Annotated in this window: 16 protein-coding genes; 12 read left to right on the plus strand and 4 right to left on the minus strand. The window is 52.1% G+C overall.

What is annotated here, in order from left to right; genetic code table 11:
* Nucleotides 1-25 precede the first annotated feature (25 nt).
* From AACH44_RS11720 to AACH44_RS11730, 3 genes are all read left to right on the plus strand, one after another.
* Nucleotides 26-2362, plus strand: coding sequence for a TonB-dependent siderophore receptor (locus tag AACH44_RS11720; RefSeq protein WP_261848358.1), 2337 nt, complete (start codon nt 26-28; stop codon nt 2360-2362).
* Between the two features lie 78 nt (nt 2363-2440).
* Entirely contained in the window at nt 2441-2779 is a 339-nt protein-coding gene (locus AACH44_RS11725; protein ID WP_261848359.1) for a thioredoxin family protein, read from the plus strand.
* A complete protein-coding gene (locus tag AACH44_RS11730; protein WP_261848360.1) occupies nt 2776-3699 on the plus strand; it encodes a hypothetical protein in 924 nt (307 codons plus the stop codon). The genes AACH44_RS11725 and AACH44_RS11730 overlap by 4 nt, the downstream gene beginning before the upstream one ends.
* Nucleotides 3700-3743: 44 nt before the next feature.
* Here AACH44_RS11730 and AACH44_RS11735 read toward each other — a convergent pair whose 3' ends face one another.
* From AACH44_RS11735 to AACH44_RS11750, 4 genes are all read right to left on the minus strand, one after another.
* Entirely contained in the window at nt 3744-4682 is a 939-nt protein-coding gene (locus AACH44_RS11735; protein WP_261848361.1) for a FecR domain-containing protein, read from the minus strand.
* A complete protein-coding gene (locus AACH44_RS11740) occupies nt 4679-5194 on the minus strand; it encodes a sigma-70 family RNA polymerase sigma factor (RefSeq protein ID WP_261848362.1) in 516 nt (171 codons plus the stop codon). The genes AACH44_RS11735 and AACH44_RS11740 overlap by 4 nt, the downstream gene beginning before the upstream one ends.
* A gap of 442 nt (nt 5195-5636) precedes the next feature.
* Nucleotides 5637-6110: a TonB-dependent receptor domain-containing protein gene (locus tag AACH44_RS11745; RefSeq protein ID WP_261848363.1), complete on the minus strand. Its 474-nt coding sequence runs from the start codon at nt 6108-6110 to the stop codon at nt 5637-5639.
* A 214-nt stretch (nt 6111-6324) separates the two neighbouring features.
* Nucleotides 6325-6909, minus strand: coding sequence for a TetR/AcrR family transcriptional regulator (locus AACH44_RS11750; protein WP_261848364.1), 585 nt, complete (start codon nt 6907-6909; stop codon nt 6325-6327).
* Between the two features lie 261 nt (nt 6910-7170).
* Here AACH44_RS11750 and AACH44_RS11755 point away from each other — a divergent pair, with 261 nt between their 5' ends.
* The 9 genes from AACH44_RS11755 (at nt 7171) to AACH44_RS11795 (ending at nt 14801) form a co-directional block, all read left to right on the plus strand.
* Complete coding sequence (locus AACH44_RS11755) at nt 7171-8265, plus strand: alkene reductase (protein ID WP_261848365.1); 1095 nt, start codon at nt 7171-7173, stop codon at nt 8263-8265.
* Nucleotides 8266-8339: 74 nt separating this feature from the next.
* Entirely contained in the window at nt 8340-9128 is a 789-nt protein-coding gene (locus AACH44_RS11760; protein ID WP_261848366.1) for an SDR family NAD(P)-dependent oxidoreductase, read from the plus strand.
* A 42-nt stretch (nt 9129-9170) separates the two neighbouring features.
* Nucleotides 9171-10157, plus strand: coding sequence for an MDR family oxidoreductase (locus tag AACH44_RS11765; protein WP_261848367.1), 987 nt, complete (start codon nt 9171-9173; stop codon nt 10155-10157).
* 71 nt (nt 10158-10228) lie between these two features.
* Entirely contained in the window at nt 10229-10522 is a 294-nt protein-coding gene (locus tag AACH44_RS11770; RefSeq protein ID WP_261848368.1) for a putative quinol monooxygenase, read from the plus strand.
* Nucleotides 10523-10645: 123 nt separating this feature from the next.
* On the plus strand, nt 10646-11227 hold the full coding sequence (locus AACH44_RS11775; protein WP_261848369.1) for a TetR/AcrR family transcriptional regulator: 582 nt from the start codon (nt 10646-10648) through the stop codon (nt 11225-11227).
* Between the two features lie 157 nt (nt 11228-11384).
* Complete coding sequence (locus AACH44_RS11780) at nt 11385-12212, plus strand: oxidoreductase (protein WP_261848370.1); 828 nt, start codon at nt 11385-11387, stop codon at nt 12210-12212.
* Nucleotides 12213-12318: 106 nt separating this feature from the next.
* On the plus strand, nt 12319-13305 hold the full coding sequence (locus AACH44_RS11785; RefSeq protein ID WP_261848371.1) for an MDR family oxidoreductase: 987 nt from the start codon (nt 12319-12321) through the stop codon (nt 13303-13305).
* Nucleotides 13302-13715, plus strand: coding sequence for a hypothetical protein (locus AACH44_RS11790; protein WP_261848372.1), 414 nt, complete (start codon nt 13302-13304; stop codon nt 13713-13715). The genes AACH44_RS11785 and AACH44_RS11790 overlap by 4 nt, the downstream gene beginning before the upstream one ends.
* A gap of 90 nt (nt 13716-13805) precedes the next feature.
* The gene (locus tag AACH44_RS11795; RefSeq protein WP_261848373.1) at nt 13806-14801 is read left to right on the plus strand and encodes an NADP-dependent oxidoreductase; all 996 of its coding nucleotides are present in this window, start codon (nt 13806-13808) and stop codon (nt 14799-14801) included.
* The last annotated feature ends 85 nt before the right edge of the window (nt 14802-14886 follow it).

A 14886-nucleotide genomic window follows, 5' to 3' on the forward strand; every position in this document is an offset into this window, starting at 1 on the left:
AACATTTTTGGTAAGGGACATTGGAATGATGATGAACAAACACAGGCTAAAAACTGTGCCGAAGGTGGTGGCGGTACTCATTGCACTGTTATCTCCTATTGGTACTTATGCCGCTACTGGCGACATTTACACCTATTCACTGGCCAAGGCGCCCTTGGCAGAAACGTTGTTGTCGATCGCTCGGCAAAGCAGGGAAAACATTTCATTCGAACCGGATTTGGTTAAAGGCTACACCTCGCGTTCGGTTCAGGGGCCGTTGACCGTGGAACAGGCGATCGCCATCGTGCTGGAAGGAACCGATCTCCAATTTACCCGGACAAACAATGGAACGCTGACGATCATCCGTAAACCGGTGCTGCCCGCTAAGGTGGAAGAAAGCCAGTTGCCGCCGATAGAGGTCAGAGCACGACAGGAGCGGGGCTATGCAGCAGATAGCGCCAGCACGGCGACGCGGGGGATTGATACACCGATACTCGAGCTTTCCAAATCGGTCAGCACCGTTTCCGCTGAGTTAATCAAAGACCAGCAATCCCCCTCGGTTCTGGATGCATTACAGAATGTCAGCGGTGTGACGACCAGCCAGGCGACAGTTGGTCCGAGTTCTTCTGTCAGAATCCGCGGATTTGATGCTTACAACGACGTCATAACCGATGGTTTGCAATCAAGCGGTGGCAGGTTTGCATTAAATACCCCATTGATTGGTATAGATAAAATAGAGGTGGTAAAAGGGCCTGAAGCGGTGATCGGCGGCGGTGCCGGGAAATTCGGCGGGGTGATTAATCTGGTGAGTAAGAAACCTCAGGCGACAGCGTGGCGAGAGTTATCAACGGTTGTTGATTCGTCAGGCAAAACCTCTCTTGGCCTGGATTTAACCGGGGCGCTGACGGAGGATGAGAAACTGCGTGGGAGAATCATCGGCCTGACCGAGAATCATGGCGATACTGATCGAGACTGGGATGGAGGGAAAAATAAATATTTGGCACCTTCACTGGCGTGGAAAGATACGGTTAACGATCTTTTAATTGGCGCCGAGCTGCAAAATGAAACCCGGCCTTTCGGGAATTACGCATATACGCCGTCGAATAGTCTTAATGATCTGGTCACGGTGCCTCATGCCAAAGATGATGGTTTTGATTACAAATCGCGCCGTTATTATATTAATTATAAACGTTATTTTAGCCAGGATTGGGAGTTTACTACACAGGCACAGTATGCATCCTATCTATCGGAAATGAATGCCTGGTTAGCTTCGCCTAATCCGCTTAATAGCCCAACGAGTATATTTGCCCAAGCAAACCAAAATGGTTTGAATTATCGTTCAAAAAGCTTTTCAACTTCACTGGGAAAATATGTTGAGCTGGGAGCGACTACGCATAATTTATTACTGGGTTTCGATTTTATTGATAGCGAAAGCCGTCAGGATATCAGAGGCGTTTTTAATGACGCTTCAACACCCTTCTTATTATTACCGGTAGGTCAGAACATCATATTGCCTTCAGTAAAAAGTTTACCTTACGGTATTGATTACCTTTCCGACTCTCGTAGCCGTACGATAGAAAATAGCTATTATTTTCAGGATCAGTTCTCTATCGCAGATGATTGGCATTTTCTTCTGTCAGCTCGCCGGATAACCTATCGCCCAGTCGGAGACTCAACGATTGAATCATTAACTAAGTGGTTATACGGCGGGGGTATCGTTTATCAACTGACACCCGCTTTTTCCACCTATGCCAGCTATTCCGAAGGTGTAACCAATTCATTTCAATATGCCACTCGAGATGGCTCTGGTTTGCCGCCCACCCAGGCAAAGCAGTACGAGATCGGTACTAAATATGGGCTAGACAACGCTAAGGTTGTTTTAACCACGGCATTGTATCGTCTTGAAAAGAAAAATGTTCCCAAGCAAGATCCGCTTGATCCGAACTTCTACTTTGCATCATCGGGGCAAGTTAGTCGTGGGTTGGAGGTCGAACTGAAAGGTAAACCCACTGACAAGTTAAATGTCAGCCTTACTTATAACAATATCTTGGCTGAGGACGATGATGGCCTTCGGATTGGAGACGAACCCCGTCACCATGCCAACCTGTGGACAACTTATCACTTAACTGACAATTGGAGCGTTGGCGGCGGTATTGATGCCAGAAGCAAAACCTCCTACAGCAGCCAAAGTATTGGCGAATTTAAATTTCCCGGTCAAACGCGGCTAGATGCGATGGTGCGTTATGAGGCTCGCCAATGGTCTGCCACATTGGGGGTACGCAACCTGACGAACCGCGATTTGTATGATGGCGGCTCCAGCCCGTATTACCTCTATCAAGAACCGGAACGGACCTTTACCCTGAGCGGTTCGATGAAATTCTAAAAGAACCGAACAACGAGCCGCTTCGTCAGAATTGATCAGGTGAAAGCGGCAACAACTGAAGAAATAATAAGGAAAGCGATGAGTTCTATTATTGCAGTGACCGAACACAACTATACCGATGAAGTTGAATTATCCGAACTACCCGTATTGATCGACTTTTGGGCACCCTGGTGTGCGCCTTGCCGGGCATTGGCTCCTACCATTGAAGAAGTGGCGCAGAAATATGACGGAAAAATCAAAGTAGTGAAGATCAATGTCGATGAGGCCAAACCTTTAAGCGATCGTTTCGGTGTTAAAGGCATACCCGCGCTATTTATCATAAAAGACGGCAACATAGCCGCCCGCCCTCAGGTCAGCAACCGCACCCGCTTATTCGCGTTGCTCGACACACAGTTAGCACCGGAGCATAAATCATGACCACCACATTATCGGCATTCCATAATGATACGCAGCGAAAAGAAGACCTACTGGCGCAGGCGCGAACAGCAATTGCACAAGGTCAACTTCGCGCAACGACAGATAGCTACGACGATAACAGCGGCAAAGGCAGTGTTATCGCCGTTTTACTGGGATCGCAGCAAATTACACTGGCAGAAGAAAAACTGGGTATCCCTACAAATGTGGCGACACTCTATGAAACTCTTTTCGCCAATTTTGGCGTATTGGAGACAATCGATAACATTCAGTATCACGATAAACTCCCTGCCGACGCCCAATCAAAGCTGCTCGACTGGCTAACCGCCATTCCGGTGGGTGCCGACCTGACATTATTACCCAGCGCATTTATCGCACGGTTGCTTCAAGACATACTGTCTGGCGACATCTTACTTCCCGAACATATTCCAGCCAGTCTTGACGACATCATACGCGATACGGCAGAGGCTCACTGGCGGACTTCACGTGGAGAACCATTGACGGAGCAGGAATGGCAGCAGTTGCGACAAAACGCAATGGCAATCACAGACGGTGTGGAATCAGGCTGGCCACATTCGGTGGCGACCTTCGTAGAAAGTATCCTGTGGCCTTCAAATGAAGGAGGGCGAGCTATATCCGATGCGTTGCATTTTTTTCTGGCAACGCTGGTGAGCCAGTTCAGCCTGCAACATTATACTCCCGAAGATCGTGCCGCCTTGAGTGCAGCGATGCAAGCTTTTGAACAGTTAAAAGAAGACACGCCGGAACCTGACCAAGCCGCTATTTTAGCACTGCCTGAAATTATTGCCTGGAGAGAAGTCACGGCCAGCGGCCGACAAAACAGCGCGCTGACGCAAGCAAAAAAGACGGTCTCTGCACTCAGCGCGGCGCTTCATCAACGGCTCATTGAGTTAATCGCGTAAATGGAGCACGGGGGAAAAGGAGATGTTCGCCTTTTCCCTTTCTGTTAAGCCCTTTTCGAAATATTGACCCAATAATCTGTTGTGCGATGGATATTGATAGGAAAGGTTTGCACGAGTGATTCGAATGTACGGTTGATATCATCCAATGAGAAGATCCCGCTGATGCGTAATCTGGCGGCCTCTGGGGAAACACGGATCACGCCTTGGCGATAATTACGAATCTCATCAACGAGTTGGCCTAGCGGTTGTTCATTCATTTCAATTAAACCATTAATCCAGGCACTTTCCGCTTTGGCTACCACCCGCAACGGTTCAAAACCAGACTGGCTCATGAGTACGCTTTGTCCGGCCCGTAATTGATAGGTATCATTGCGGTGATTGAGCAAACGAACCGGATTGGATAAAGCAGAAACACGTGCCCCCTGTGATTGCTGAGCGACATTAAGTATCCCGCGCTCTAACACGATCTCCCCATGATGAGTGGCGATCGTCAATGGAACCGAGGCAACCTGCGCGTCAATGTAAATCTGCCCTTGCAATAACCGAATCTGTCGCTGAGTATTGCTCATCGCCAGATCGACCACGCTGCGTGCATTGAGCGTTAACTGACTGCCATCTGTTAATAATTGCTGGCTTCGCTCCCCAGTTTTGGTGTGCAGATCGGCGAGCAGGCCACTGAGTGGGGCTTGCCGATGATAAACCCACCCACTTAGTGTTCCTCCGGCGGCCAATGCCAAGACGCCAAGAACAAACTGACGTCGACTCCCCCGTTTCTGTATGGTTCGCCGCACGTCAGGTGACGTTACTAATAGGGGGACATTCCCTAACATTGACTCAAGCATTCGACAGGCTTTGTCGTGTTCAACATCGGTGTTACGCCATCGTTCGAAGGAACGCCACTGCTCATCTGTCATTTCACCAGAATGTACCAACACCATCCATTCGATGGCTTGTTGAGCAATAGGGTCGGGCGTCGCTATCATTTTGGGGTATGCTCCGCAATCACCAGATAACACTGGGTAAGTGCTTTAGCCATATATTTGCGCACCATACTCACAGACACCTGTAACCGCTCTGCAATTTGTGTATAGGTCATCCCATCAAGCTGGCTACAAAAAAAAGCATCTCGCGCTTTGTCAGACAACCCGCTCAGTGCCTTATCAATCAATATCAGCGACTCCATGATCTGCTGTTGCTCTTCTGGCGAAGGATGAACGATTTCTGGCCGACTTGCCAACGCAGTCATATAGGCCTGCTCCAGATCGCGGCGACGCCAGACTTCATACACCAGATGATTAGAAATCGTTGTCAACATTGCCCGCGGTTCACGCAATTCGACAAGATTATAATTGATAGATAATCGTAAAAAGGTTTCTGAGGCGATATCTTCTGCATTATGGCGACATTTCAGCGTATAACTCAGGCGTTTTACCAACCATTGGTAATTTCCACGGAATAACTGAGATAATATATCAGGTTCTAACGTAATAGCCATAATAAACAAGCCTACCCATTAACAGGTTGAATTAATATACCCGTCATCTCTCTAGATGTTTGTACACGTATCGTCTTCACGCAACTCACCGTATTTGGAGTATGGAGAATGGGCATTCATTGCCTGACGCGGAAAGTAGAATTATAGAGAGCAAGCTAAGTAGCACCTAATATCTTTTATTTATTTGCTTATTTGAAAATAACAAAATCGAGTAATCGAACGACTAAACATATTATTGCCGAACACGTCGTCTTGTGATTAAAAAAACGAACAAGGGGATAGGTTGTTTTGATGTTTGGAATAATTGTCAAGCAGCAGCATACTCTGCCAGTGCATTGTTGAGGGTTAAGTATGGCAGTCTGTCACCGGCCGCCATAGCAGTGGATCAGCTCAAGGCCAACAAACCACGGTGCGCTCAAACAAAGGTGAATAAAACGTACATTCACATCACGCGTAATCGCTTCCTGTTTCTCAAGTGGCACCACCTTGAACAAGACGACAGATTCAGGCAGAGCCGTTTGTCATAGAAGGCGAACTTAGCACCGGTTTCAAGCTGTTCAGCTTCAACCGGAGCAAGCGCAGAACCATTTCGGGTGGGGTAACCAACGTTATTGCTGATCCCTTGCGAGTAGCTAGCATAGGTGGAGATGCCAGGCTCGACCTGATAGGTAACACCCAGCCTATAGCGCCATTTATCCAGTGGTTCCGAATTGATGCTGAGTGAGTAGGTCGAGTAAGGGCGGTAGGATACCCGCCGTGCCGAGGTTAGAATGTCCCAGCGATCGCCAATCGAGATCTGATCCTGAATAAAGTAGCCACTTCTCGGTTTTTGTAGAAAAATCACCGAGCACAGGGGCGCATAAGCAAAGCTGTCCACGGAGGGCTGAATTTTGGTGCCACCAACAGGAAGCCGCAATTCCTTCTAAACCGTACTGACCGAACGAACCCTTCGTGGGGAAAATTGCTTTCGCTTATACGACGCTCTCTCACCGAACCGTTCTAAACGTCGCAAGTGAGCGTTGGTTAACTAACTCAGCGAATCGATATATGGCCGTGAGCGAAGACAATAGCACCCGCCTTCCGTCATATGATGGCATGCCACGGTGGAATAAATTCACTTTTTTGCTCGTTTATTCCGCGAGCTTAGCTGAAGAGGACGGCACCAAGCGCCTCGCTCGGCATGCATCGAGAATTTCATCAGCCAAAGATGAATCATCTGGACAGGCTCGTGAAAGCACAATCGCCCCGACCACATGGGCGAGCATGTCCAGCGTAGCGGCACGCGTTTCCTGTTGGCTCGCTCCATCAGGCACATGATCACTCTGCCCCAGCCCAGCCAGTAAGCGCTCAATCCCTTTGACAAACGTGGCTTTAACTTCATCCGACTGCCGGGCGGCATCTCCGCACAACGCCGCCATCGTGCAACCACTTCCACGCTCGTCACGGTGTTTTCTCGACAGATAGTAATCGACAAACGCGTTCACATCGGTCTCTGCGGTAAATTGAGAAACTTGCGAGAAGCCACTTTCCGCCGCTTTAGCCATCAAATCAGCCTTAGACCGGAAGTGCTTGTAGAACCCACCGTGCGTGAAACCCGCCGCCGCCATCAGATCGGCCACCCCCACGCCATCGTAACCACGCTCACGAAACAAAGCAGAAGCCGTTTTGACGATGTGCGCACGATTGGCCAACGCCTGTGTCTTAGTGACCCTCATTTCAGATGCCTCTTTTGTCTTATAACAATAATGCATACCAATATACATTGATGTCATTCATCATCAAAGCACTTGACGAAAAAGATTATGATCATCATCATAAAAACACACTCACTTTCTGTACGGAGTGATAAGTCAGGATCGACAACGACATGACCGCATCAATTCTGGCGGCTGACGCTTGTTGGCCTCACGCGGGGGACTCAACTCGCTTTGAGCGCTCATAATAACCATCGTTAACCCATGTGGATGAAAGAAAACATGACTGATAAAAACTTGTTTGCCCCCTACTCTCTTGGCCCGCTAACGCTGTCCAACCGGATCGTTATGGCGCCGCTATCGCGCAATCGTGCTGACGTTGATCTGGTCCCCAGCGAACTGGCAACCACCTATTATAGCCAACGTGCTTCTGCTGGGTTAATCATCACGGAAGCAACACAAATATCGCCGCAGGCGCAGGGTTACCAGAACACCCCTGGCATCTACACACCAGCACAAATTGATGGCTGGCGTAAAATTACTGATGCCGTACATGCCAAAAATGGGAAGATTTTTTTGCAAATCTGGCACGTTGGTCGCGTTTCTCACGTTGATTTACAGCCCGGTGGCGCCGCGCCCGTTGCCCCTTCAGCCATCCGTGCCGCCACCCAAACGTTCATCAATAACAGCTTTGCTGAGGTTTCCGAACCGCGTGCGCTGGCGTTGAACGAACTACCCGACATCATCAACGATTTCCGTCAGGCCGCCGCCAACGCTATCGCGGCTGGCTTTGATGGCGTTGAAATCCATGCTGCCAACGGCTATTTGTTGGACCAGTTCCTTAAAGATGGTGCCAACGTACGCACCGATGCCTACGGCGGCTCCGTAGAGAACCGGGCACGGCTCACGCTGGAAGTCACCAGCGCTATCGCTGATGAAATCGGCGCCGAACATACCGGTATCCGCATCTCACCCGTGTCACCGATTAACGGTGTCTCCAGCAGCGATCCACAGCCACAGTTCGATTATCTGGTCGAGCAGCTTAATGCACTTGGCATCGCCTATTTGCACGTCGTAGAAGGTGCCACAGGTGGCCCGCGCGATATCGCGCCATTCGATTATGACGCCCTGCGCCAGCGTTTTAGCAACACTTATATCGCCAACAACGGCTACGACCTGACACTAGCGACCTCACGCCTCAACGACGGCAAAGCCGATCTGTTTGCCTTCGGACACCATTACATCGCTAACCCCGACCTGGTGGAGCGACTGAAGGCGGGTACTCCGCTGGCCGATCTCAATCCAGCCACACTCTATGGCGGTGGAGCAGAGGGATATATTGATTACCCAACGCAGGCCGACACCAGGGCCAATTAACTGTTCGGTGGCCACATTTCGTGGCCTTTACCGCCGCGCCTGATGGTGCGTTCTCTCTTTAAAGGACAAATATTATGACTACCCACTCTACTGCTCTCATCACCGGTGCCTCAACCGGAATTGGTGCCACTTACGCCGACCGCTTCGCGCGCCGCGGACACGATCTGGTCTTGGTCGCGCGCGACAAAAAGCGCCTCGACGCACTCGCCACCCGTCTGCGGGACGAATACCACGTCAACGTTGACGTTCTGCAAGCCGATTTGACCCAGCCAGAAGATCTGGCAACGGTAGAACGCCGTCTGGCAGAGGATTCCGCAATTGATATTCTCATCAACAACGCGGGTATCGCACAGTCCGGCGGCATCGTCGATCAAACGGCTGACAGCATCAACCAACTGATCACATTAAACACCACCGCGCTGACCCGACTCGCCGCCGCCATTGCGCCTCGGCTGGTCGAGTCTGGCACGGGAACCATCGTCAATATCAGCTCGGTCGTCGGTCTGGCACCTGAGTTCGGCATGTCGGTGTATGGCGCAACCAAGGCCTATGTACTATTTCTTTCGCAGGGTCTGAGCCAGGAACTCGCGCCCAAAGGTGTGTATGTACAGGCGGTGCTGCCTGCGGCCACACGTACCGAAATCTGGTCGCACGTCGGCATTGATGTCAATAGCCTGCCGGAAGTGATGGAAGTCGGCGAATTGGTCGATGCCGCTCTCGTCGGCTTTGATCAACGTGAACTGGTAACGATCCCTCCTCTGCACGTCGCCGAGCGCTGGGACGCACTGGATGCAGCACGTCAAGGTCTGCTGTCTGATTTGCGTCAGGCAAACGCGGCACAACGTTATCGCCCAGCGAACTGAAATGCACGGTTACCGACTTAAAACACAAACGAGGCTCAATTCATGACGTTCAAAGCATTGTTGGCAACCAAAGAAAACGGAAGATTTGCAGTCAATCCTGTCGAACTCGACGATAGCGACCTGATGCAGGGCGATGTCACGATCGCGGTCGATTACTCAACCGTCAACTACAAGGATGGACTGGCCGTCACCAATCGCTTTGATATCGTCGAGCGCTTCCCTCTGATCCCCGGAGCCGACCTTTCCGGTACGGTCAAAAGTTCAACGCATCCGGGCATCGAGGTCGGCGATAAAGTCGTGGTCAACTGCTGGGGTCTGGGTCAGACCCACCATGGTGGGTTTGCTCAGAAGGCGCGCGTACCCGGTGAATGGGTAGTCAAGATCCCTGCTCCCTTTTCGACTAAGGATGCCATGGCTATTGGCACCGCAGGTTACACGGCAATGCTCAGCGTGCTGGCGCTGGAGCGCGGTGGCATCACACCCGACAGCGGCGACATTTTGGTAACGGGTGCCAATGGCGGCGCGGGGTCGGTAGCCATCGCCCTGCTGTCCAAACTCGGTTATCGCGTCATTGCATCAACAGGGCGTCCCGAAGAAGCAGCATACCTACACGCGCTAGGGGCAGCGGAGATTATTGACCGCCATACTTTATCTGGTCAGGGTGCGCCGATCGCCACCGAACGCTGGGCGGGAGCGATTGACGCTATCGGTAGCCATACGTTGGCCAACGTACTGACGCAGACGCGCTACGGCGGAGTGGTTGCCGCTTTCGGCATGGCTCAGGGGATTGACCTGCCAGCTTCGGTGCTACCTTTCATTCTGCGCAACGTGACACTGGCGGGCATTGATGCCGTCAACGCGCCACAAGCGATCCGGATCGAGGCCTGGAAACGCCTGGTGCGCGATCTGGATCTGGACAAACTGGCACGGACAGTGCGAGTCATTGGGCTGACTGACGTGTTAGCACTCGCCAGTCAGATCGTCGAAGGTAAAGTCCGCGGTCGTACGGTGGTCGATGTTAACGCCTAGTCCCAACACGCGTATAAAACCCTGAATCGAGGGTACAACCGTACTCTCGATATTCATTGCTGGAGAACATCATGTCTGAGCCCTATACACTGTGTGTAGTTCTGCACGTAAAGCCCGAACACGCCGTAGCGTTCGCGGCATTGGTTGAGGAGAACGTCGCCGAAACCCGCAAAGATAAAGGCGTTATCATCTTCAACTACCACAAAGTGGTCGGTGAAACGACCTGGGTTCTGTATGAAAGCTGGGAAAGTGAACATGATTCTGACGTTCACCGCCAGAAACCCGATGTTCAGGCATTCTTTGCCAGAGCACCCGGCATGCTGGCTCAGGAACCCCAAATACTCCATCTGGGGCCGGTGATCTAGCACGCCAGTAATCGGGTTTGGCACCCAAGTGAGTTCTGCGATAACAAAGGCTTCTTGTTCTCCCGTTCAGCATCCAGAAACGGCTTGCTGATTTAAGACAACCGTTATTATGATGAACGTCATATGAAAAAGAAGACGATTCGCTCAAAAGAAGTAACCCATAATCGCATTGTAGAAGCCGCTTCCCGCGCTATCAGGCGAAGTGGCTATAGTGGCACCGGCGTCGCTGACATCATGAAAAGTGTCGGCTTGACCCACGGTGGCTTCTATGCGCATTTTGAATCACGCGATGCGATGCTGGCCGAAGCAGCCGATCGCGCAGGCGCAGAGACGATTGCTTTAGCCACCGATCTGGCCGCTAGCGCACCGCGCGGGCAGGCGCTGGAACGACTGGCACAGGCCTATCTGTCGAAGGCGCACCTTGAAGATATTGAGAATGGCTGCCCCATCGCGGCTCTCGGTTCGGAAATGCCACGTCAGGCACCTGAAGTACGACATGCCGCTACCTGCCATATCAAGGAGATACTCAATATCATCACGCAGCAATTCCCCGACCGGGAAGGGACTGATGCCACTGGAGAGGCGCTACTGACCATGTCAACCATGGTGGGTGCCCTGATACTCGCACGTGCTGTCGATGACCCAGCAATATCGGAAACACTACGTCAGGTGGTAATAGAAAAGCTATCAATTCTGACCCCTTGACTCGGTCAGTTTATTTTTTTACCTGACAATATGATGATCATCATATTGTCAATTTACACAATCCCATCGCCGTCGCGCTGAGCGCTTTAAAAAGTGCTCACCCCGACGGCAGTATTGACCACTTACTGGGTTATATCGATCTACTGAAGGAGTTTTCATGACAACCAAAAGACTTGTAGCGCTGGTGACTGGCGCATCCTCCGGTATCGGAGAGGCTTCCGCCCGTAAACTCCTTTCCGCAGGTTACACGGTCTACGGCACCAGCCGACGGGGCGCCCAGGCTGGGCAACAGCCGTTTCCACTGCTGGCACTCGACGTCACTGACGAAGCGTCTGTCGACGCTGCCGTCAATGAATTGTTACAGCGGGAAGGACACATCGACCTGTTAGTGAATAATGCGGGCTTCGGCGTTGCGCCAGCCGCCGCAGAGGAAAGTTCCATCGAACAAGCCAGGGCAATATTCGATACCAATTTCCTGGGAACTGTTCGCATGATCCGTGCCATCGCGCCGCATATGCGCCGTCAGGGCAGCGGTCGCATCATTAATATCGGCTCAATCCTCGGCATCGTCCCCATGCCTTATGTGGCACTTTATGCAGCCAGCAAACATGCGGTAGAAGGCTATTCGGAAGCACTGGATCACGAGTTACGCACCTATGGTATCCGGGTTTCAGTCATTGAACCGGCTTACACCAGAACACAGTTCGAAGCTAACAACCTCCAGCCAGATGCCAAGCTAGAGGAATACGAACAGATCCGTGCAGATCTGGCTAACGTCGTCGCTCAGGCAATGACGACCGCAGATGAACCCACCGTCGTGGCAGACGTCGTGCTGCACGCCGCTCAGGACAAACGCCCTAAACTGCGCTATACCGCAGGTAAAGCAGCAAAACAATTGCAATTTCTTCGCCGATTCGCCCCAGCCAGTGTGCTCGATTCAGGGATCCGCAAGAACCTGCAACTTGATGTGAAGAAGTCTTCGTAAGCCAATGCGTACGCCAGTCATATTGGCTGACCTAGGCTCAGACAGGCGATATTTCCCTTGCTGGCAAATACACGGAATACTCCAACGAATGTGACAGGAGAAAAAAATGACATTTAAAGCACTGCTCGCGACTAAAACTGGCGATGTGGCTTCAACCCACCTTGTCGACTTTAAAGATGAAGACCTCATGCCGGGCGATGTTACCGTCGCCGTTGAGTATTCTACCGTAAACTACAAGGATGCCGTTGCCGTCACAGGCCGTAGCCCCATCATCCGTCACTATCCGCTCATCCCCGGTATCGATTTCGCCGGTATTGTCGAGCGTTCCAGCTATCCTGGCATCGCCGTTGGCGACCGTGTACTGGTCAACGGTTGGGGGCTGAGCCAAACCCACCACGGCGGCTTTGCGCAAAAAGCACAAGTGCCTGGTGACTGGTTGATCAAAATTCCTGACGTATTTTCGACCAAAGATGCGATGGCCATCGGCACTGCGGGCTACACCGCTGCACTGTCTGTACTGGCGCTGGAACATGGCGGCCTGACGCCCGATCGCGGTGACATTCTGGTAACAGGTGCCAACGGCGGCGCAGGCTCGATAGCCATCGCATTGCTTTCAGAGCTGGGTTATCGTGTAGTTGCCTCCACCGGGCGTCCAGAAGAAGCGGATTACCTGCACAGTCTGGGAGCTAGCGAGATCATCGATCGCCGTACGTTATCTGAACCGGGTGCGCCAATCGGTAAAGTACGCTGGGCTGGCGTCATCGATTCAGTCGGCAGCCATACTCTGGCCAACGCGTTGGCACAAACCCAGTATCGCGGGGTAGTCACGGCTTTCGGTTTGGCTCAGGGTACGGATTTGCCCGCGTCCGTCTTTCCCTTCATTTTGCGTAACGTCACCCTTGCCGGTATTGATTCGGTCAATGCGCCACAGTCCGTGCGTTTACAGGCTTGGGCGCGCCTTGCCCGCGATCTGAATCTGGACAAACTCGCGCATACCACGCAGGTAATCGGTTTGGCCGATGTCCCCACCATCTCTGAATTCGTACTGGAAGGCAAAGTGCGTGGGCGTACCGTCGTGGATGTGAATGCATGAGTATTCACACCGCGTCTCGCAGCTTCCGCTATCTGTCCACCCTGTCGGCGCTGCTGTTCTTTGTACTGGCGGCGATCTGGTTATTCGCTCCTGCAACGCTGCTGGCCAACTGGGGCGTCGCCTTCGATGGCGGTGTCGAAGGTCTGATCGGCCGCCGTGCCGCGCCGCTGTATGCCGGTATCGGGGTGATGCTTTTCGCTCTGAGAAATGCGCCGCCTTCAGCCGGACGTACAGCAGCCGTAGCGGGATTCATCACAGCCTGTCTGCTACTTGCGCTGCTAGGCGGTGTGGAGTGGGCAGCAGGACGGGTTAATGCTGGCATCCTGTCGGCGATAGTAGTCGAAATCGTTCTGCCGCTGGCCTTTATACTTGCCATTCGTGCTGAACGGAAAGGCGTGCTGCGCCGCTAGGCGCGGCTGCAACATAGGGATAACGCCACCAGCGGCGTTATCCCTATTTTAACCGTATTCCTCTCTCAACAGGCAAAAGGCGACATCACCATGAAGGCATTTTTCATCAATCGCTACAAGGACACGGGCCAGATTGGTCAACTCCCTGATCCCGAGGTCGGACACAATGACGTATTGGTACAGGTGCATGCCGCCAGTATCAACCTGCTGGACGCTAAGATCCGCAAAGGCGAATTCAAACTTATTCTGCCGTATCGCCTCCCACTGGTGCTGGGTAACGATCTGGCTGGCGTGGTCGTGCGCGTCGGACGTAATGTTCGTCAGTTCAAGGTGGGCGACGACGTTTATGCCAGACCCCCGGCGGATCGTATCGGTAGCTTTGCCGAATTGATTGCCGTGAAAGAAGAGGCGCTGGCGCGTAAACCCACCAATCTCGATATGGAACAGGCCGCCTCCATCCCACTGGTTGCCCTGACAGCCTGGCAGGTGCTGGTCGAAACCGCACAGTTGAAAAAAGGTCAAAAGGTACTGATTCACGCAGGTTCAGGCGGCGTAGGCACGATCGCCATCCAACTTGCTAAGCATCTCGGCGCGTTTGTCGCCACCACCACCAGCACCAGCAATGTCGAATGGGTGAAAAATCTGGGTGCCGATGTGGTGATCGACTACAAAACACAGGCGTTTGAAAACGTGCTGAAAGATTACGATGTCGTCCTCAACAGTCTGGGCAATGATGTGCTCGAAAAATCACTTCTGGTGCTCAAGCCCGGTGGCCGACTTATTTCTATCTCTGGGCCTCCGACCCCCGCCTTCGCCGAACAGCAAGGGCTATCCTGGTTCTTGAAGCAGGTGCTACGTCTGCTGAGCCGAAGCATCCGCAAGAAAGCCGACAAACACGGCGTACGCTATGACTTCGTTTTCATGCGCGCAGACGGTGACCAGTTGCGAGAAATCACTGCATTAATCGAATCCGGTATCATCAAACCCGTCATCGATCGTACTTTCCCACTGGCATCTACCGCAGAAGCACTGGCTTATGCCGAGCAGGGAAGATCGAAAGGCAAAGTCACCATCAGTGTTAGATAATCCCCGTATTAGAGAGTTCGCGGGTGCTGAATAGCGGGAATAGGCATCATTCATGGGGAACACGACAATAAGGCCAATGCTAACA

The organism is Pectobacterium araliae, assembly GCF_037076465.1.
GTDB lineage: Bacteria > Pseudomonadota > Gammaproteobacteria > Enterobacterales > Enterobacteriaceae > Pectobacterium > Pectobacterium araliae.